Origin of the sequence: Sinorhizobium glycinis, assembly GCF_001651865.1 — a bacterium.
GTDB lineage: Bacteria > Pseudomonadota > Alphaproteobacteria > Rhizobiales > Rhizobiaceae > Sinorhizobium > Sinorhizobium glycinis.
On the sequence record NZ_LPUX01000047.1, the window covers coordinates 25,367 to 43,964 of the forward strand.

Sequence of the window (18,598 nt, forward strand, 5' to 3'; positions counted from 1 at the left end):
TCAAATTATCACAGCGACCATGGTGCGTCTGCAAGGACGCACGTCGCATCAGGCGAAAGGGTCCGCGGTCAACCGCGGACCCTTGAGCCAGATCAGTTGTTGATCTGATCTTCCGTGTAGTAGCCGGAGCCGACGAGAACGTCCTTGGCATTGGTCTTGTCGACCGAGACCGGCTTCAGCAGGTAGGAGGGAACGACCTTGACGCCGTTTTCATAGGTCTTGGTGTCGTTCACTTCCGGCTCCTTGCCGTCCATGATCGCATTGACCATCCCGACGGTGACCTTGGCGAGCTCACGGGTGTCCTTGAAGACCGTCGAATACTGTTCGCCGGCGAGGATCGACTTGACCGACGGCAGCTCCGCATCCTGGCCGGTGACGATCGGCATCGGCATGTCGCCGGAGCCGTAGCCGACGCCCTTCAGAGCCGAGATGATGCCGATGGAGAGACCGTCATAGGGCGACAGAACGCCATCGACCTTGGCATCGGTGTAGGTGGACGAAAGCAGGTTTTCCATGCGGGCCTGAGCAACCGCACCGTCCCAGCGCAGCGTACCGACCTGGTCCATGCCCATCTGGCCGGACTTAACGACGATCTTGCCGCTGTCGATCAGCGGCTGCAGGACCGACATCGCGCCGTCATAGAAGAAGAAGGCGTTGTTGTCGTCCGGCGAACCACCGAAGAGTTCGACGTTCTTCGGCTCCTTGGCTTCATCGAGCTTCAGGCCCTGGACGAGCGAGGTTGCCTGCAGCACGCCGACCTGGAAGTTATCGAAGGTCGCGTAATAGTTGACATTGCCGGAATCGCGAATCAGGCGGTCATAGGCGATGACCTTGACGCCGGCGTCGGCAGCTTTCTGCAGGATGTCGGAGAGCGTCGTGCCGTCGATGGCGGCGATGACGAGAACCTTCGCGCCCTTCGTCACCATGTTCTCGATCTGCGCGAGCTGGTTCGGAATGTCGTCGTCGGCGAACTGCAGGTCCGGCGTGTAGCCGGCTTCCTTGAACAGCTTCTCCATGGTTTCGCCGTCGGAAATCCAGCGGGTCGACGTCTTCGTCGGCATGGAAATGCCGACCGTGCCCTTATCCTGGGCGAATACCGGCGCAGCGAAAGCTGCGACGGACATCGCCGCGGCGGCGAGAAGCGAAGTAATCAATTTCATCAGATCTCTCCCTGAGTGTTGAAGCCGGCGGCCGGAGCCCCCGTCATATGCGCAGCGATTCACCGACCCGGAGAGATCGTCCCCGGCGGCGTTTCAAGATAAAGGAAGACCTCCCTGTCTTAGCATACTCCCGCATGCGCTGGCGCACATGGGTGGAAACTGGAATCAATTGCCATAACTGTCAAATACAATATCGCTTTGCTTACATACCAAAATTGATATACGACTCTTAAAGAGTGTGATTTTTGAATCTCTTGAATAGCGGGGCCGGACAATGACCCTCGACAGCAAGCCGAGCGTCGCAACCCAGGCAGGCGACTCCTTCGATACCGGCCTCTTCCGGTCGGGATTGAAGATCAACCACTTGCGGCTCATCCTGGCGATCGACGATCATCGCCGCATCAGCGCCGCGGCCGAATCGCTCGGCGTCTCCCAGCCCGCCGCCTCGCGCATGCTCGCCGAAATCGAGGCGATCGTGAAGGCCCCGATCTGCGCGCGGGTGGCCAGGGGCGTCGAATTGACCAGTTACGGCGAAGCGCTCGCCCGGCGGGCACGCACCATCTTTCTCGAACTGCGCGAGGCCGCGCGCGAAATTACAGAATTGAAGACGGGCAGCGGCGGATCGGTGTCGCTCGGCTCCGTCACCGGCCCCGCCCTCAACCTCGCCGTCCCGGCCATCCGCCAGGTTTCAACGGCCTATCCCGGCATCGAGATCAATGTGCAGATCGACAACAGCAATGTGTTGACACGCGAGTTGCTCGCCGCGCGCCATGATTTCGTGGTCGGCCGCATCCCGGACGATCTCAATCCGCGCCTGTTCAACCTGGTCGAAATCGGCTTCGAGGAAGTCTGCCTGATCGTCCGCCAGGGTCACCCGCTGCTCGACCATGCTTCGGCCAGTGCCGACGACCTGCCGGGTTATGACTGGGTCTTTCAGCCGCCGGGCACCCTGCTGCGTCGCGCCGTCGAGGATAGCTTCATCTCGGCCGGCGTCCGGCTGCCTTCGACCGTCATCAACACATCCTCGATCATCCTGACGCTGTCGATCGTCCGCAACACGAACGCGATCGCCCCCGTCGCCCTCGATGTGGCGCGGCTCGTCGCCGGCAACGGCACCCAGGCGGGCGAAATCCGCATCCTGCCGACCGAGTTCCCGATCCGCATCAAGCCGTATGGCCTGATCACCGCCGAGGGGCGCGCGCTCCCGCCCAGCGCGAAACTGCTCTACGACCTGATCCTCAAGCAAAGCCGGACGTGATCAGGCCCGCATAATCCTCGATGGGCAAGATCGCCTTGGCTCGCGCGGCACTTCGATTGGCGTGCGAACGTTGTGCGCGGCAGATCACGGGAGGCGCCATGTTCGGGATGTCGGTGTTTCAATCCGTGCTCGAGCGCCTGATGGCCGAGCAGACTATCGATGAAGACACGCAGCCCCAGGGGGCAGAGGCGGCGTGCGACGGCCTGCAGCCGCCGATCGGCCGTTCGCCGGCTTTCATCCTCGAGACGCCGGCACGGGCGACCGCCACCTTCGGCGCCGTCGACAGGGCCTATCGGGATTTTGCTCCAGCCGAAAAGGCCTGGGAACCGCGCGTCATGCCGGACCACCTGCAGCGCACGAGCCTTGCCGATGTCGCGGCCGAGCTTGATCTCGGTGAAGGGGAAACCGGGCTGACGCTCGCTGCCAAGCGCCGCCGTTTTGCGGCCGCCAACCACCCCGACCGTCTGCCGCCGGAGTTCCGGGCGAACGCCACCATCCGAATGAAACTTGCCAACATGCTGATCGACGAAGCGTCGCGACGGCTCTCCGCAAGCTAACCGCTATTCGTCTGGTCGCCCGCTTCAGTCTGTTTTTTCGTCCGGCTGTTTCGGCTTGTAGAAGATCAGCAGAGCCGCTCCGGCATAGGCCGTCACGACGAGAAAGATCGTCGCCCACATCGTCTGGCCACCATAGAACTCGACAGCCGTCCATACCGCGCACAGCGCAACGATAAGCACGCGGATCCAGATGGGCCGATAAAAAGGGTGGTCCGGGTCGATGAATTTCATCATGACATTGCCTCTGCCGAAACTGCGTGCCTCCCGTCTATCGCATATTTCTTCAGATCGATACCGACTAAAGGACATAATATTTGGGCAGTTTCCGGGTATTGGGAGCGCTCCGACAAGACACGCAGTGCCGTCGACAAGGGTCGTCACCGGCTTGACGCCGGATCAATAAATGGAATAAACATTCCGAAAATACAGATGTTAGCCGTTTCGTTCCGATTTTTATCCGCAACTGCCGCAAGGCAGGATCCAGAATCGGGATTTGACGGCGGGAGAGCCAGGCGTGGGGCGCTGAAGGAGCGCCCATTATGCTCTCACGGATTCTGCTACCCGCGGACGCAATCGTGCCCGCAACGCCTCTGCGCGATGAGCGTCAATATCATTGCGCACCCACCCGGTTTTCGAACCGGAATTCGAGAGAGACGAAGATGACAGTGAGATTTGGTCTTCTGGGCGCCGGACGCATCGGCAAGGTTCACGCGAAAGCCGTCAGCGGCAATCCGGACGCCGTCCTTGTCGCGGTTGCCGATGCGTTTCCGGCCGCGGCGGAGGCGATCGCCAAGGCCTATGGCTGCGAGGTTCGCACAATCGAGGCGATCGAGGCGGCCTCCGACATCGACGCCGTCGTCATCTGCACGCCGACGGACACGCATGCCGACCTGATCGAGCGATTCGCCAGAGCCGGCAAGGCGATCTTCTGCGAAAAGCCGATCGATCTCGACGTCGATCGCGTCAAGGCATGCATGAAGGTGGTCTCGGAAACCGGGGCGAAGCTGATGGTCGGCTTCAACCGCCGCTTCGACCCGCATTTCATGGCGGTGCGCAAGGCGATCGACGCGGGTGCGATCGGCGACGTCGAAATGGTGACGATCACCTCGCGCGATCCGGGCGCCCCGCCGGTCGACTATATCAAGCGGTCGGGCGGCATCTTCCGCGATATGACCATCCACGATTTCGACATGGCGCGCTTCCTGCTCGGCGAGGAGCCGGTTTCGGTGACGGCGACGGCCGCCGTGCTGGTCGACAAGGCGATCGGCGAGGCCGGCGACTTTGACAGCGTCTCCGTCATCCTGCAGACCGCATCCGGCAAGCAGGCGATCATCTCCAATTCGCGCCGCGCCACCTATGGCTACGACCAGCGCATCGAGGTGCATGGCTCGAAGGGCGCCGTCGCGGCCGAGAACCAGCGCCCCGTCTCGATCGAAATCGCCACCGGCGAGGGCTACACGCGCCCGCCGCTGCATGATTTCTTCATGACGCGCTACACCGAAGCCTATGCCAACGAGATCGAAAGCTTCATCGCTGCGATCGAAAAGGGTGCCGAAATCACCCCCTCCGGCAGGGATGGCCTCGCGGCGCTCGCCCTTGCCGATGCGGCCGTCCGGTCGGTCGCGGAGAAGCGCCAGATCAGCCTCGCCTGACACTGGAGCGATCTTGAATGCCAAAGGCCGGGCGTCCCCCGGCCGCTACTGAAATGTAGAATACTTTCTGTAGCAAATGTCTGTCGCGAAACTCCAACTTTTGCGAGTGAGTTTCGCGACAAGCCATCCTCGTGGGCCTACAGTGGCTTTCGGAAGAACACGACGCGCTGTGTCTCCTCAAATCCTAAAGCGGTATGGAGCGCATGGCTGGCTGAATTCTCAAGCAGCGCGTCAGAGCCAAACTCAACACACCCAAGCGACTTCCCCCAATCGGCAACGGCATCGCAAAGCAATCGTGCGATACCCTTTCGCCTGTCAACGGCCGGACATAAATCCCTTCGAGGAATAGAACGGGCGAGCTGCTGCATCCATTCACATAATCATGTCGCAAAGTGGCCTCAGCAAAACCGACAGCTTCATTCACAGCATTTCGCGCGATGAACGCGACGGCTTCTCCACTTTCTGAAAGAAACGCCCGGCCCAACTCAGCTCGATGATCTTCAAGCGAGTGATGCGGCCATAGCGCAACGCGAAGCTGCGCCCATGGCTCAACATCTTTTATGGTCCCAATCTCAATAATCGATTCCATATTGCGGTTCCCTCCTTGTCGCAAAACCCCAATTAAAGCGACAGTTTTGCGACAGGCGAGTGCGCAGAATGCTTCACGAAGATATTTCCAGCAAGATAAACCGCCCCAAACACCCATGCCACAAGGGGGTTCGGCACCAGTATCGACTTGGATTCCACATTTCGGTTAGGGGCTGGGGCATTCCCGGCCTTTATTGTCTCTGAGTCAGGTTACGCGTCGGCATGTCGGAGCGCTGGGGCGTCCGACGACGGGTTCGCTCCGGCACTCGGCGCAACGCCCGGCCGGCCGGTCAGGAAGCCCTGAATCTGCCGGCACCCCTCCCCCATGATGATCTGCTTCTGCCGCTCCGTTTCGACACCCTCGGTGACGACCGGCAGGCTGAGACTGTGGCCAAGCGCGATGATCGCCCGGATGATCGCATGCGCCGCGGGGTCCCTGTCGAGCGCCGCCGTAAAGCTGCAGTCGATCTTCAGCTTGTCGAACGGGAAGGTCTGCAGGTTGGCGAGCGACGAATGGCCGGTGCCGAAATCGTCCATGACGATCCGCACGCCGAGCAGGCGCAGCCGCACGAGCGCCGCCAGCACATCCTCCCTGTTGTGCACCAGCGCGGCCTCTGTGAGCTCAAGTTCCAACCGCCGGGGCTCGAGGCCGGTGCGCCGCAGGATGGCGGCGATCTGATCGAAAAGACTCGGCACGAGGAACTGAACCGGCGATATGTTGACGGAAACGGGCAGCGGCTCCGCCCAGCGGACCGCTTCGGCGCAGGCCTGCTCCAGCACCCATTCGCCGATCTGGATGATCGAGCCGCTTTCCTCGGCGATCGGGATGAAGACGTTCGGTCCGATGAGCCCGCGCTCCGGATGTCTCCAGCGCAGCAGCGCCTCGTATCCGACCACCCGATCGTCGCGGACGTCGACGAGCGGCTGGTATTCGAGGAACAGTTGTCGCCGCAGGATCGCATGCCGGAGATCGCTCTCCATCTGCCGGCGCGAGCGCACCGCCTCATCCATTTCCGCATCGAAAAAGCAGGCGATGCCCTTTCCCGACTGCTTGGCCCGGTAGAGCGCGGTATCGGCATTGTTGCAGAGCCGCTCGGCCGTCGTTCCGTCGCCGGGGTAGATGGCGACCCCCATGCTGACGCCGACCGCCATCGGATCGCGGTGGGTATCCATCTCCTCGGCAAAGAGCCGGAGGATGCGGTCCGACAATTGCCGCGCCGCCTCCGGCTGGGCGGCCCCGGTCTGCAGGATCGCGAATTCGTCGCCGCCGAGCCGCGCAACCGTTTCCGCCTCGCCCGCCGCGGCGCGGAGAAGATCGGCAACCTTGCGCAGGATCCGATCCCCTTCGCCATGGCCGAAGATATCGTTGACGGCCTTGAACCGATCGAGGTCGAGGCAGAAGATGGCGAGCTGTTCGTTCCTTGCGGCCGCGACCGTCAGCGCCTGGCTCATGCGTCTCTCGAAGGAACTGCGGTTGGAAAGGTCCGTCAGCGCATCATGATGAGCGAGGTGCTCGATGGTCCTCTCGGCCTCCTTGCGGGCGCTGAGGTCCCGCACGAAGATCACGTCACATTGCCGGCCGCGATATTCGATCGTCCGACAGACGTGCTCGACCGGCACAAGCCGCCCGTCGGCGCAGATCAGTTCGACCTCCGCGGGCCCATTGTCGATCTGGCGCTCGCGTCCTGACGGTGGCGCGAAGAGTTCTTCGGGCCTTCTTCCGACAAGATCGGCCGCCTTCGCGCCGCAGAGGCTGACAAACCGCTCGTTCGCATCGATGATCCTGCCATTGCAAACGATCACCATTCCCTCCAGCGAGGCATTGGCGAGCCCCCGCAGGTCCGTCAGGTGCCGATCGATGAAGAGCGCGCCCATCGCCGTGAGGATAAGCGTCGTCGATGCGACGACGACGACGCCGGCAAGCCAGACGGGATCGAACGCATCCGCTGCCGCCACGCTCGGGTCCGGCACCAGGGTCACACCACTCATCGAGGTGAAGTGCAGCACGCAGATCGCCAGCACGAGGAGCAGTGTCGAAGCGACAAGCTTGCGCGCGCCGCCGAGGGCGTGGAAGGCATGGAGCGCAAAGGCGGCGATCAGCGGACCGAAGAGGACGGCGGCGAAGCTCATTTCGGGATCGAAGGCGATTCGCCCCTGCGTCTCGATGGCGCGCATACCCGTTACATGCATGGCGGCGATGCCGAGGCCGAGGAAAATTCCGGCACCGGGGAAAGCGTAGCGCGAGGTGCCGACGAGGGCGGTCGCAAAGGCGATCCAGGACGCGGTCACCGCAACGAATACGGAGAACAACGTGCCCGAAGCATCGTAGCCGATCGGCAGGCCGCCGTCATAGGCGAGCATCGCAATGAAATGCGTCGACCAGACGCCGACGCCGCAGGCAAAGGAGCAGGCGGCGGTCCAGAGGTGCCGCTGAAGGCCTTCGCTGCGCTCGGCGCGCTGCAAGAGCAGCATCGTCGCCGCGCAGCCGGCCAGACAGACGACCGCCGCCACCAGAACCAGCCGCCAGTCGTGACGATCGCTTATGCATTCGATAACTGAGAACATGGCTGTCTCCCGTCCCGGAAACAGCTTCGCAAGGAGACGCTAAATAACCGTAAATTGTACTAGTATGACAATTCGCCTCTGAAATGTTCGCTGCCGAGCCGTTCGGGTGGTGGGGTCTAGATTAGGGATGCCCGGCTGCAGTGATATCGCTGTCGACGGCGCTCAGGGCCCGGTTGAGATGGCCGTCGAAGACGAGGCGCTGCTCGTCGCCGACGACGGTGATCTCCGGCAGGCCTTCGAGACGCACCTGCAGCGATTGCGCAAGCCCCTCCTCCACCCCCTTCTGGAGCAGATCGAAATACCGCGTCCCCTGACCCGTGACGTAGATCGGCATCGGCTCGTAGAGACTGAGCATGCGCGAAATGCCGTTGCCGAGCGCGATGCCGGCCTGGCGGAAAGCGTAGCCAGGCATGCGCTGTCCCTGCCGCGCGCCGGCGGCGATCTTGTCCATTTCGGAGAGCGGCACGAACTTCGCCGGGATTGTGTCGGACGGCACCTCGAAGGCGGCGCGCAGGATGCCGTAGAAACCGGCCGCAGCCTCGATGCAGCCATAGGAGCCGCAGCGACAGAGGCCGGCGGACGAGGCGTGCAGCATATGCCCGAAATTCGGCGCGAAAACGTCGAGTTCTCCCGAGCGGCCCCTTCGGGCAAGACCGAGACCGATGCTGTGGCCGAGCGAGATGGCCGCCAGCCCCCTGAAGCCGTCGTCCTTTTCTTCCGCCTTGGCAGCCAGCGCCTGGGCGACGAGCAATGTCTCGTTGCTGAGCATCACCCGGGCGCGCCAGTCCTCACCGAGCAGTCTCGCGAAATCGAGCTCCTCGCTGCCGAAGACCGGTGACCAGAGGAGCCTCGCGCCATCGCCCGCCACCAGGCCCTTGCTGCTGACGGAAACGGCAAGCACCCGGTCTCTTTCGATGCGCGAGCGCTGCAGCAGACGCTCGAGCGCCGCCACGAAAACCTCTCCGAAAGCCGCCGTGCCGCCGGCGTCCTGGCTGCGCGCCTCCTCGAAGCGGTCGAGCAGCACGCCGCCATAATCGGCCAGCGAATACTGAACGGTGTCGGAGGAGATGCGCACGACGATCACGTAGCCGCAGTCCCGCCGCGGCGCAAAGAGAACGCGCGGGCGCCCCCTGCCGCCCTGAACATGCTGCTCGGTCCTGGCGATCGTCCCCGACCGCTCCAGTTCCGCCGTGATGACGGAGATGGTCGCCGAGGCCAGACCGGTCTGCTCGGCGATTTCCGTGTGGGAGAGCGACCCCTTTCGCCGCAGCGCCGAAAGCACCAGCGCACTGTTTTGCTGACGCACGACTTCGGTGCTCGATTTAGTCAGCATTCCATGTCCCTGGCATTGGCGGATGGCGGATCACATGCCCTCTCAAAGCATCTGCGGATTGGCGAAACAAGAGCTTACCGGCCTTGTTGACAGCCTTCTAAAACTCTGACATTTATTTTCTCGACTGTCGAGAAAAAAGCCCCGGAGAAGCGGCGGCGATGTTTGCGGCAGCAGTTCACCGGCTCGTCGGGGATGCGTGCGGGAGGTTCGTACGCGCGGCGCTGCCATTTGGGAGGATAGAATGAAGTCCATTTTGAAGCTGATGGCAGGAGCTGCCATCATCGCGTCCATGCATTCGGCAGCGGTCGCCAAAGACCTCGTCGTCGGCGTTTCCTGGTCGAACTTCCAGGAAGAACGCTGGAAGACCGACGAGGCCGCCATCAAGGCCGCGCTTGAAGCCTCCGGCGACAAATACATCTCCGCCGACGCGCAGTCCTCTGCCGCCAAGCAGCTCACCGACATCGAATCGCTGATCGCCCAGGGCGCCAACGCGCTGATCGTGCTTGCGCAGGACTCCGACGCGATCGCTCCGGCGATCGAAAAGGCGACCGCCGAGGGCATTCCGGTCGTCGGCTACGACCGCCTGATCGAAAACCCGGCCGCCTTCTACATCACCTTCGACAACAAGGAAGTGGGTCGCATGCAGGCCCGCGAAGTGTTCAAGGCGAAGCCGGAAGGCAACTTCGTCTTCATCAAGGGCTCCTCCTCCGATCCGAACGCCGACTTCCTCTTCGCCGGCCAGATGGAAGTGCTGAAGGAAGCCGTCGACGCCGGCAAGGTCAAGAATGTCGGCGAAGCCTATACGGACGGCTGGAAGCCGGAAAACGCCCAGAAGAACATGGAGCAGTTCCTGACTGCCAACGACAACAAGGTCGATGCGGTCGTCGCCTCCAACGACGGCACGGCCGGCGGCGCGATTGCGGCGCTTTCGGCGCAGGGCCTTGCCGGCTCCGTTCCGGTCTCGGGTCAGGACGGCGACCACGCGGCGCTCAACCGCGTGGCGCTCGGCACGCAGACGGTCTCCGTCTGGAAGGACGCCCGCGAGCTCGGCAAGAAGGCCGCGGAAATTGCCGCCACCCTCGCCGGCGGCAAGACGATGGACGAGATCGAAGGCGTCCAGACCTTCAATGGCGGCCCGAAGGGCGTCGCCATGAAATCCGTCTTCCTGGCGCCGATGGCGATCACCAAGGACAATCTGAACGTCGTCATCGACGCCGGCTGGATTTCCAAGGATGCAGCCTGCCAGGGCGTGGCTGCCGGCTCCGTCGCCGCCTGCAAGTGACGGACGGGCTTTTGCATTGACCTCGAACGCCGCAACGTCACCCGTTGCGGCGTTTGCATGAGGTCGGAACGGTTCCTCGCGCGGGTGGTATGATTGCGGCGACGCCTCGTGAGCGACCGGTAACACGTAAAATCAGTGGGGGACGGCGGCCATGGCCGATACGACACATACCGCACATTTCAATCGCGCCCGCAGCGCGGAAGAGAGCCCGGTGAAGCGCTTCTTCCGCGCCACCGAGATCGACACGCGCCTGCTCGGCATGGTCGGCGCGATGCTGATCATCTGGATCGGCTTCCATCTGTTGTCCGGCGGGCTGTTCCTGACGGCGCGCAACCTCTGGAACCTGTCGGTGCAGACCGCCTCGGTCGCCGTCATGGCGACCGGCATGGTGCTGGTCATCGTCACGCGCAACATCGACCTGTCGGTCGGCTCGATCCTCGGCTTCGTCGGCATGATCATGGGCGTGCTGCAGGCGGAACTGCTGCCGCAGCTCCTCGGCTTCAACCACCCCGCCACCTGGATCGTCACGCTCCTTGCGGGCCTCTTGCTCGGCGCCGGCATCGGCGCGCTGCACGGCATAATCATCGCCTTCCTGAACGTGCCGTCTTTCATTGTCACGCTCGGCGGACTGCTCGTCTGGCGCGGCGCCACCTGGTTCGTCACGAGCGGCCGCACCGTCGCCCCGATGGATTCGACCTTCCGCCTGATGGGCGGCGGCACGGAAGGGTCGATCGGCGCGACGGCGAGCTGGATCGTCGGCCTCATCGCCTGCGTCGCGATCGTCGCCAGCATCATCCACTCGCGCAAGCAGCGCAAACGCTTCGGCTTTCCGCGCCGCCCGATCTGGGCCGAATATTTCCTGTCGGCGGTCGGCTGCGCCCTCGTGCTCGGCGCCGTGGCGATCGCCAACTACTATCCCTGGCCCACCAATATCGCCCGCAAATATGCCGAGGCGAACGGGATCGCCTGGCCGGAGGGAGGCCTCTTCATCGCCCATGGCATCGCCATTCCCGTGCTGATCGCCATCCTGATCGGCATCGTCATGACTTTCATCGCCACGCGCCTGCGCTTCGGCCGCTACGTCTTCGCGCTCGGCGGCAATCCGGAAGCGGCCGAGCTTGCCGGCATCAAGACCCGCTGGGTCACCGTCCGGATCTTCGCGCTGATGGGCATGCTCTGCGCCGTTGCCGCGGCGATCTCGACGGCCCGCCTCAATGCCGCCACCAATGCGCAGGGCGAGCTTGACGAGCTCTATACGATCGCCGCGGCCGTCATCGGCGGCACCTCGCTTGCCGGCGGCACCGGCACCATCGCCGGGGCCATGCTCGGCGCGCTCGTCATGCAATCGCTGCAGTCGGGCATGGTGCTGCTCGGCATCGACAGCCCGCTGCAGCGGATCGTCGTCGGCATGGTGCTCGTCACCGCCGTCTGGCTCGACACCGTCTACCGCGCCCGCGCCAAGTAATCAGGAGTTCGAACAATGACTGAACAACGCACTCCGCTCGTGGAAATGAGGAACATTTCCATCTCCTTCGGCGGCATCCACGCGGTCGACAACGCTTCCGTCGATCTCTACCCCGGCGAGGTCGTGGCGCTCCTCGGCCACAACGGCGCCGGCAAGTCGACGCTGATCAAGATTCTCTCCGGCGCCTACAAGCGCGATGCCGGCGAGATCCTGATCAACGGCGAGGCGGCCGACATCAACAACCCGCGCGACGCCAAGAAATACGGCATCGAAACGATCTACCAGACGCTCGCCGTCGCCGACAATGTCGACGCCGCCGCCAACCTCTATCTCGGCCGCGAACTCCGCACCCCCTGGGGTACCCTCGACGACGTGGCGATGGAGGCTAAAGCGCGCGAGGTGATGGGCCGCCTCAACCCCAACTTCCAGCGCTTCAAGGAACCGGTGAAGGCGCTCTCCGGCGGCCAGCGGCAATCGGTGGCGATCGCCCGCGCCATCCTCTTCAACGCCCGCATCCTGATCATGGACGAGCCGACGGCGGCCCTCGGGCCGCAGGAGACGGCGCAGGTCGGCGAGCTCATCAAGCAGTTGAAGCGCGAGGGCATCGGCATCTTCCTGATCAGCCACGACATCCACGACGTCTTCGACCTCGCCGACCGCGTCTCGGTGATGAAGAACGGCCAGGTCGTCGGCCACGCCCGCACAGAGGACGTCACCAAGGACGAGGTGCTCGGCATGATCATCATGGGCAAGGTACCGGCCAAAGCCATCCCCGGCCCCGGCGCCATGCAGATGGCTTGAGGCGCGGCCAGATCGACAAGGGCCTGAAGCGCCCCCCGAACATCGCTGCAGTCCTGGTCGACCAATCCGCCCAAGCCTGAATGCCGCATCCCCGGATGCGGCATTTTTCTTGGGCCGCGCCGCACCATGAGCGATGCGCCGCGACCACAGCCCGCATTGGAAAGCGAGATTCCCCCCCAATCTCCTGCAATTGACCATTGAAGCGGCACGCAAGCTGGGCTAAGAACCGCTCACAGCCTGCTTCGGCGGCCCTGCCGCCAACGGATGCACCCGTAGCTCAGCTGGATAGAGTGTTGGATTCCGATTCCAAAGGTCACAGGTTCGAATCCTGTCGGGTGCGCCATTTCCATGGAAAAATTGCCAAATTGACTGCACCGACGAACGTCATTGGAACAGAGCTGGACGCTCCTTCTCCGACAACTCCATGGTTTGATGCAGCAGGTAGTCCCTGAAGGGCGCGACGGTCTTCATTGGCTAGCGCCGTCCCGTAATGGAGAAAAGTGATCGCGAGTACCGTCAACGCAGCAATGAAATCAGCCGCATGGAAACTCCTAAAAATGGCTTCGGGACTGTATACCGCTACTCGTCTTTTATCACGTGACGAAGTCGCCAAGACAGGTCTGTCAATCGCTGCTCAAGTTCTGTCATCTTGCGATCAGCGTGGAGCGAATACGCAACGGTGGTGGTGCCGACCATCACCGCAGCATAGACCGGACCACCCGTCTCCCCTACTAACCAGATGATCGCGCCATACAAAATGGCCAGAACCGTTTTCTTAGTGATCATCTGCATTGTCTTCCCTCGCCATCCCGCGATGCCCTTCCGCGAATCGCTCGCATAAGTATAGTTCAATCAATGTGCAACTAACAAAAGTGTGGTGAGAAGGCGGGGCATGTTTAAGGACAACACCGTTTTCGTGATCGGGGCAGGAGCAAGCCAGGAATTCGGTTTGCCCGTCGGCGCCGGATTAATGCAGACGATTAAACAGAACTGTAGTTTCGTGTTGGGTTACGGCGGCAGACTTCAAGCGGGTCCAGCACCGATTTTTCAATACTACGAACGAATTTTCGGCAGAGAAGACCCGGCGAAAGTTAATGAATTCAATCAGCGCCTAAATGCGTCATGGCAGATCAAAGACGGCATCGAAAGCGCCGACAGTATTGACGAGTACATTTTCCGCTATTCGGATAATCCAATTATCGCGGAGGTGGGAAAATTACAAATCGCCTACGCCATCTCCGTCGCAGAAATGAATTCGATTTTAAGCTTCGAAAAGGGATTTCGCGAGAACCTAGATGTTGCCGACAACACGTGGATTTGGGCCTTCGCGAAGGCTTTGATCAACGGCTACAGGGCGAGTGAGGTAGAAAAGATCGGACACAACATAACGATCATCACTTTCAATTACGACCGGTGCATCGAACACTATCTTGAACACGCCCTTCCCCGAAGCTTCTACGGAATGACTATCGAAGAAGCGCGGGGCATCGTCAAAAACATCAAGATTGTCCATCCATACGGAAAATTAGGTGAACTCGATAAAGTTCCATTTGGTGAGGTGGGCCGGTTCGTTCAGGCGGCAGACAATCTGATTACATGGTCCGAAACGGTCAGGGAGCCGGATATCATCGAAGACATGAGGGCGACGATTAGAACGGCGCGGCGCATCGTGTTTATGGGGTTCGCGTTCGCCCGCCAGAACTTGGAACTACTTGACTCAAAGCCGACTGCGATGAACGCCGATGGTCCAAGGGTCTATTCGACTGGCTTTGGGCTTAGGAGAGAGACCGAGGAGTCATTATGCCGGAATATCAATGCGCTGTATTCGGATGGTGTCTCGCGTGACGCACTGAAAAATATCCACTTCCAGTACGAGGCAAAATGCAATGAATTCTTCAACATTCACCGTCTGAATCTCGTGCAATGAGGAGGGCGGACATCGCGCGGTGCCGGCAACAGCCTCCTCTGATCCCTGCCTCCCGCCTTTATGCTGGCGAACCCCCTCTCTGGTCCTCTCCAGCCACGCCTTGAGCGCAACCGCATCATCCGCCTCTCATCCCGCGCCTCATGTAGCAGCGTCACCGCCCCCTGCCGCAACCGTTCGACAAGCTCCTTCACCGCCACCTGCGCAACCCATCGCTCGGCGCAATGTCCTTGATAGGTCGATCCGCACCTTGTCCTTGGCGATGCCGCGGGGCCACAGACGGTCTACGAGAATGCGCGCTCCGTCGCTCGCCTCCGGCGCTGCTGCGCCATTAAGCTCCGCCGCACGGGCGCTCGGGTCACCTTCAGCTCTTCAACAAAACGTGCGCCGGCACCGGATGCTCGATCCCTTTGAGGCTGTAGGTTCGCCTTGCTGTGCCGGCCATCAGGTCCGGCGCCTGCGCCGTTGCCTCGACCGAGACCAGTATCTCGCCCGCAGCCGCCTGGGACTCGAGCCTTGCCGCCAGATTGACAGCACTGCCGATTGCCGTGAAGTCGCTGCGGAAGGTCGAGAACTCGCCGATTTCGACGTCACCGGTATGGACCCCGACGCCGACGCCGAGCGCGTCGAGCGAAACACCGTCGAGATGCGCATCCAGGCTCCTGAGGGCCGACGTGCAGGAGCGTTGGATGTCGAGCGCAGCCGCGAGCGCCGCGTCGACATGATGCTCGATCTTGATCGGGAAATTGAAGATCGCCATCAGGCCGTCGCCCATCTGCTTGTTGACGATCCCGTCGTGAGCCCAGATGGCCTCGGCACATCCATCCTGGAAGGCGCTGACGATTTCACTCAGGATAATCGGGTCCATTCGCTCCGAGAGGACAGTGAAGCCGCGGATGTCGGCGAACAGGATAGTGGCGGTGGCAGATATATGGCGCTGCTTCTTGACGTATCGAAAGGAACGCTCGCAGATCGTGCAGATGTTCGGGTTCATCTTGCTCCGGGTGATCCCGAAAGCGCGAAACGGAAGCGCCAGCGGCCCCCGGATCGGGATCGGCACGTGCATCTGATCCCAGCAGCCGCGGCAGATGCGAGCGCGGCTGGGTGCGGTCGATTCCATCTGAACGGTTCTCCTGGTTCGGTGTTCCGGCTACTGCACCGTGCTGTCTTTTCAGACGCCACTGTACACGACAGTAGCCTATTGCGCTTCCTCGCTTGCGGTACGGAGGGCTTCTCCTCCCTCCTCATTCCTGTGCTTGTCACAGGAATCCAGTCAGCCCAAGTCCTTGGGCTGCAAAGATTCTTCCGCGCCGCGGACGCGGCGCTGCTGGGATCCCTGTGACAACAACCACAGGGATGAGGGCGAAAGAGCAGCATCGATGCGCCGGCCGCCCGTCTCGTTCGTGCGACCGCATCTCTACGATGAAGAACCCCCTTCGCGTTTACCCTCCAGCCAAGCCTTCAGCGCCACCGCATTGTTGCGGCTTTCATCCCGCGCCGCATAGAGCAGCGTCACCGGACCCTCCGCGATGCGTGCATGGAGTTCGCGCACCCCCTCCTGCGCCGCCTCCCCTTCGAGTTCCGCCGCATAGGCCGCGGAAAACGCCTCCCAATCCTCGGGCTTACCATGAAATCGCTTGCGCAGCGCGTCGCTCGGGGCGATGTCCTTCAGCCAGAGGTCGATCCGAGCCTTGTCCTTGGCAATGCCGCGCGGCCACAGGCGGTCGACGAGGATGCGCGTTCCGTCCGACGCTTCCGGCGCCTCGTAGACGCGCTTCAAGTTGGGTGATGTCATCCTGCCCCCGTAACAAGTCCCGGGCGGCCGTCACCGCCCGGGAACAGGCAAAAGTATCGGACATCCGCTAATTGTGGAAGTAGGTCTGGATCTCCTCGGGCGTGGCCTTGCCGTCGCGGTTGGCGTCCACCTTGTCGAAGATCCGCTTATGGATTGTGCTGATCTCCTCGAAGGAAAGCGCGCCGTCGTTGTCCGCATCGGTGATGGCGAACATGATCTTCATCATCTGCCGGTGCATCATCCCTCCCCGCATCCTGTCGCCATGCCGCATCCGGTCGCGCATGCGATCCCCGCGCCTGCCATCGCGCATTTCGTCGCCACGGTCCATATCCGGCCGATCCGCCTGCACGTCCTGGTCCTGGTCGGGCGTTTGCGCGGCCGGCGGAACCGGTTCGGGCGTCTGCGCGGCAGCGAAGCCCGTTTGGCTGACGATCATCAGGGCCGCAAGCGCGGCTACGGTTGGCATTCTCATCGCTGACATGGGAATTCCTCCTCCCGTTCGATGCAGGTCTAACTGGCTCGGTGAAGCGGCTCGGCCATCCCCAGCAGGGCACGGCCGCGCCGCCTCTTGTCGCGGAACCGCCCGGCATGCGCTGCCGCACGGCGAAATAGGTCGTGTGGACTGATCCGTCATCCATGCGGCGCCTCTCCTCCAGCTTGGAGCCAAGCACCGCGTCACACCGCGCGCCCGTCAATGGCTTCCGGTCTCATTCATGCCGCGCCCCGCAACTCGGTCGGGCGCACGTTCTGGTTCATCCGGAACAGGTTCTGAGGATCGTAGCGGCGCTTGACCTCGACGAGACGTCGGTAGTTGCCGCCATAGGCCGCCTCGACCCGGTCGACCTCGTCCCCGGGCATGAAATTGATGTAGGCGGTGCCGGCCGCGTGGGGCCTGGCCGCCTCGAAGAGCCGCCGCGCCCACTCGATGCAGGCCTGGTCCATTGTCGGCTCGCGCCAGCGGGCGTGAACATTCATGACGAAATGCGAATTGCGCTGCGGGAAGGCGGTCTCCTCCACGGCGACCCGGCCGGCAGCGCCGCCGACGTGGCCGACGAAGATCTCGCATTCCGGTCCCGGCAATTGCCGGACGGCATCGGTGAGGATGCCGATCGTCTGATCCGAAAGCTCCATGAAATCATGGCTCTTCCAGTAGTTGCGGGCGCCGGGCGCCAGCAGCGGATCGAAGGCCTGCTGCCAGGCGACGAAGGGAACGGGGCCGACGACATCGGCGATCGGCTCACCGATGGAACGCAGGTCCGCGGTTGGCTTCTCGCCTGCTTCGGGGTCGCCGCAATAGCACATGGCCAGCAGCAGAACCTCCCTGCCGTGCCACTCGGCGGGAAGGAACGGCAAGGGCGGCGCCTGCCGCATCACGGCCCAGCACGTAAGTTCGTCCGGCGCCGTCTCAAGCACCTGCCGGTATTGCTTGAGCACACTTTCCGCTTCGGCGAAGGGATGCACGACCAGTCCCGCGACGACGTCCGGACCGAGCTCGTGAAGCTGGAACTCGAAAGCCGTGACGACGCCGAAATTGCCGCCGCCGCCCCTCAAGCCCCAGAAGAGGTCGCGGTGTTCAGTCGGGCTCGCACGCACAAGCTCGCCGCTCGCCGTCACCACATCGGCCGACAGCAGGTTGTCGATCGTCAGGCCGAATTTGCGCGCGGTCCAGCCGAAGCCGCCGCCGAGCGTCAGGCCGGCGATGCCGGTCGTCGAGTTGATGCCGGTCGGCAGCACCAGGCGGAAGGCCTGGGTTTCCTTGTCGACGTCGGCAAGAGTCGCGCCGGGCTCGACCCAGGCCCGCTTGGTCGTCCGGTCGACGCGCACCGATTTCATTGGCGAGAGATCGATCATCAGGCCGCCGTCGCAGACCGCATTGCCGGCAATATTGTGCCCGCCGCCGCGCACGGATACGAGCAACTGGTTCTCCGCCGCGAAGCGGACCGCATCGATGACGTCGGAGGCGCCGGCTGCCTGCACGATCAGGCCCGGCCTGCGGTCGACCGTCGCGTTCCAGATGGTGCGCGCCTCGTCATAGGCCGGGTCGCGCCCGTCCAGCACCCGGCCGCGCAGCCGCGCCGCCAGGGCCTCGACCGCCGCGGCGCTGATCATCGTCTTTCCTGCTTGCAGATTGGTGAGGCTCATATCGTTCATGATTCGATCCTCCCTCGGTGAACCATGCCCCAGCGGGCGGCATTCTGCGCCTTTGCCGGTCCCCCGG

17 protein-coding genes, 1 tRNA gene and 1 pseudogene are annotated in these 18,598 nt (G+C 62.6%); 8 read left to right on the top strand and 11 right to left on the bottom strand.

Annotated elements, in window-relative coordinates; all coding sequences use genetic code 11:
- Positions 1 to 92: 92 nt before the first annotated feature.
- Positions 93 to 1,160, bottom strand: coding sequence for a multiple monosaccharide ABC transporter substrate-binding protein (chvE, locus tag AU381_RS01835; RefSeq protein WP_064240123.1), 1,068 nt, complete (start codon positions 1,158 to 1,160; stop codon positions 93 to 95).
- Positions 1,161 to 1,434: 274 nt separating this feature from the next.
- On the opposite strand from chvE, the gene AU381_RS01840 reads away from it, so the two are divergent.
- On the top strand, positions 1,435 to 2,418 hold the full coding sequence (locus AU381_RS01840) for a LysR family transcriptional regulator (RefSeq protein ID WP_064240124.1): 984 nt from the start codon (positions 1,435 to 1,437) through the stop codon (positions 2,416 to 2,418).
- A 98-nt stretch (positions 2,419 to 2,516) separates the two neighbouring features.
- Positions 2,517 to 2,975 carry a hypothetical protein gene (locus AU381_RS01845; RefSeq protein ID WP_064240125.1) on the top strand — a complete coding sequence of 153 codons (459 nt, stop codon included), beginning with the start codon at positions 2,517 to 2,519 and terminating at the stop codon, positions 2,973 to 2,975.
- Positions 2,976 to 2,999: 24 nt separating this feature from the next.
- Here AU381_RS01845 and AU381_RS01850 read toward each other — a convergent pair whose 3' ends face one another.
- Positions 3,000 to 3,209, bottom strand: coding sequence for a hypothetical protein (locus AU381_RS01850; protein ID WP_064240126.1), 210 nt, complete (start codon positions 3,207 to 3,209; stop codon positions 3,000 to 3,002).
- Between the two features lie 425 nt (positions 3,210 to 3,634).
- On the opposite strand from AU381_RS01850, the gene iolG reads away from it, so the two are divergent.
- Positions 3,635 to 4,627: an inositol 2-dehydrogenase gene (iolG, locus tag AU381_RS01855; protein ID WP_064240127.1), complete on the top strand. Its 993-nt coding sequence runs from the start codon at positions 3,635 to 3,637 to the stop codon at positions 4,625 to 4,627.
- Positions 4,628 to 4,764: 137 nt separating this feature from the next.
- Here iolG and aac(6') read toward each other — a convergent pair.
- From aac(6') to AU381_RS01870, 3 genes and pseudogenes are all read right to left on the bottom strand, one after another.
- A pseudogene (gene aac(6') / locus AU381_RS01860) lies at positions 4,765 to 5,216 on the bottom strand (aminoglycoside 6'-N-acetyltransferase).
- Between the two features lie 209 nt (positions 5,217 to 5,425).
- The gene (locus AU381_RS01865; RefSeq protein WP_064240128.1) at positions 5,426 to 7,780 is read right to left on the bottom strand and encodes a bifunctional diguanylate cyclase/phosphodiesterase; all 2,355 of its coding nucleotides are present in this window, start codon (positions 7,778 to 7,780) and stop codon (positions 5,426 to 5,428) included.
- A 121-nt stretch (positions 7,781 to 7,901) separates the two neighbouring features.
- A complete protein-coding gene (locus tag AU381_RS01870) occupies positions 7,902 to 9,113 on the bottom strand; it encodes an ROK family transcriptional regulator (protein ID WP_064240129.1) in 1,212 nt (403 codons plus the stop codon).
- Between the two features lie 241 nt (positions 9,114 to 9,354).
- Here AU381_RS01870 and xylF point away from each other — a divergent pair, with 241 nt between their 5' ends.
- The 4 genes from xylF to AU381_RS01890 all read left to right on the top strand — a co-directional run bounded on the left by xylF (position 9,355) and on the right by AU381_RS01890 (position 13,004).
- Positions 9,355 to 10,395, top strand: coding sequence for a D-xylose ABC transporter substrate-binding protein (gene xylF, locus AU381_RS01875; protein ID WP_064240130.1), 1,041 nt, complete (start codon positions 9,355 to 9,357; stop codon positions 10,393 to 10,395).
- Positions 10,396 to 10,546: 151 nt separating this feature from the next.
- Positions 10,547 to 11,860, top strand: coding sequence for a sugar ABC transporter permease (locus tag AU381_RS01880; protein WP_064240131.1), 1,314 nt, complete (start codon positions 10,547 to 10,549; stop codon positions 11,858 to 11,860).
- A gap of 15 nt (positions 11,861 to 11,875) precedes the next feature.
- Complete coding sequence (locus AU381_RS01885; RefSeq protein WP_064240132.1) at positions 11,876 to 12,661, top strand: ATP-binding cassette domain-containing protein; 786 nt, start codon at positions 11,876 to 11,878, stop codon at positions 12,659 to 12,661.
- A gap of 266 nt (positions 12,662 to 12,927) precedes the next feature.
- Positions 12,928 to 13,004: transfer RNA gene (locus AU381_RS01890), tRNA-Arg, on the top strand.
- A 236-nt stretch (positions 13,005 to 13,240) separates the two neighbouring features.
- Here the strand turns inward: AU381_RS01890 and AU381_RS01895 are convergent.
- Positions 13,241 to 13,447, bottom strand: coding sequence for a hypothetical protein (locus AU381_RS01895; RefSeq protein ID WP_156528523.1), 207 nt, complete (start codon positions 13,445 to 13,447; stop codon positions 13,241 to 13,243).
- Positions 13,448 to 13,553: 106 nt separating this feature from the next.
- Between AU381_RS01895 and AU381_RS30635 the strand changes: the two genes are divergently transcribed.
- Positions 13,554 to 14,588 (top strand): hypothetical protein, encoded by a 1,035-nt coding sequence (locus AU381_RS30635; RefSeq protein ID WP_064240134.1) that lies wholly within the window; start codon positions 13,554 to 13,556, stop codon positions 14,586 to 14,588.
- A 138-nt stretch (positions 14,589 to 14,726) separates the two neighbouring features.
- Here the strand turns inward: AU381_RS30635 and AU381_RS30640 are convergent, their stop codons facing one another.
- The 5 genes from AU381_RS30640 to AU381_RS01920 form a co-directional block, all read right to left on the bottom strand.
- On the bottom strand, positions 14,727 to 14,879 hold the full coding sequence (locus AU381_RS30640) for a DUF488 family protein (RefSeq protein WP_425288607.1): 153 nt from the start codon (positions 14,877 to 14,879) through the stop codon (positions 14,727 to 14,729).
- 70 nt (positions 14,880 to 14,949) lie between these two features.
- Entirely contained in the window at positions 14,950 to 15,705 is a 756-nt protein-coding gene (locus AU381_RS01905) for an adenylate/guanylate cyclase domain-containing protein (RefSeq protein WP_064240135.1), read from the bottom strand.
- Positions 15,706 to 16,002: 297 nt separating this feature from the next.
- Positions 16,003 to 16,380 carry a DUF488 domain-containing protein gene (locus AU381_RS01910; protein WP_064240136.1) on the bottom strand — a complete coding sequence of 126 codons (378 nt, stop codon included), beginning with the start codon at positions 16,378 to 16,380 and terminating at the stop codon, positions 16,003 to 16,005.
- Between the two features lie 67 nt (positions 16,381 to 16,447).
- Entirely contained in the window at positions 16,448 to 16,861 is a 414-nt protein-coding gene (locus AU381_RS01915) for an EF-hand domain-containing protein (protein WP_064240137.1), read from the bottom strand.
- A 230-nt stretch (positions 16,862 to 17,091) separates the two neighbouring features.
- A complete protein-coding gene (locus tag AU381_RS01920) occupies positions 17,092 to 18,531 on the bottom strand; it encodes an FAD-binding oxidoreductase (RefSeq protein WP_064240138.1) in 1,440 nt (479 codons plus the stop codon).
- Positions 18,532 to 18,598: the final 67 nt, after the last annotated feature.

Excerpts from the sequence above, each read along its gene's own strand:
- chvE (WP_064240123.1), bottom strand. The coding sequence starts at position 1,160 with ATGAAATTGATTACTTCGCTTCTCGCCGCCGCGGCGATGTCCGTCGCA.
- AU381_RS01840 (WP_064240124.1), top strand. The coding sequence starts at position 1,435 with ATGACCCTCGACAGCAAGCCGAGCGTCGCAACCCAGGCAGGCGACTCC.
- AU381_RS01845 (WP_064240125.1), top strand. The coding sequence starts at position 2,517 with ATGTTCGGGATGTCGGTGTTTCAATCCGTGCTCGAGCGCCTGATGGCC.
- AU381_RS01850 (WP_064240126.1), bottom strand. The coding sequence starts at position 3,209 with ATGATGAAATTCATCGACCCGGACCACCCTTTTTATCGGCCCATCTGG.
- iolG (WP_064240127.1), top strand. The coding sequence starts at position 3,635 with ATGACAGTGAGATTTGGTCTTCTGGGCGCCGGACGCATCGGCAAGGTT.
- AU381_RS01865 (WP_064240128.1), bottom strand. The coding sequence starts at position 7,780 with ATGTTCTCAGTTATCGAATGCATAAGCGATCGTCACGACTGGCGGCTG.
- AU381_RS01870 (WP_064240129.1), bottom strand. The coding sequence starts at position 9,113 with ATGCTGACTAAATCGAGCACCGAAGTCGTGCGTCAGCAAAACAGTGCG.
- xylF (WP_064240130.1), top strand. The coding sequence starts at position 9,355 with ATGAAGTCCATTTTGAAGCTGATGGCAGGAGCTGCCATCATCGCGTCC.
- AU381_RS01880 (WP_064240131.1), top strand. The coding sequence starts at position 10,547 with ATGGCCGATACGACACATACCGCACATTTCAATCGCGCCCGCAGCGCG.
- AU381_RS01885 (WP_064240132.1), top strand. The coding sequence starts at position 11,876 with ATGACTGAACAACGCACTCCGCTCGTGGAAATGAGGAACATTTCCATC.
- AU381_RS01895 (WP_156528523.1), bottom strand. The coding sequence starts at position 13,447 with ATGATCACTAAGAAAACGGTTCTGGCCATTTTGTATGGCGCGATCATC.
- AU381_RS30635 (WP_064240134.1), top strand. The coding sequence starts at position 13,554 with ATGTTTAAGGACAACACCGTTTTCGTGATCGGGGCAGGAGCAAGCCAG.
- AU381_RS01905 (WP_064240135.1), bottom strand. The coding sequence starts at position 15,705 with ATGGAATCGACCGCACCCAGCCGCGCTCGCATCTGCCGCGGCTGCTGG.
- AU381_RS01910 (WP_064240136.1), bottom strand. The coding sequence starts at position 16,380 with ATGACATCACCCAACTTGAAGCGCGTCTACGAGGCGCCGGAAGCGTCG.
- AU381_RS01915 (WP_064240137.1), bottom strand. The coding sequence starts at position 16,861 with ATGTCAGCGATGAGAATGCCAACCGTAGCCGCGCTTGCGGCCCTGATG.
- AU381_RS01920 (WP_064240138.1), bottom strand. The coding sequence starts at position 18,531 with ATGAACGATATGAGCCTCACCAATCTGCAAGCAGGAAAGACGATGATC.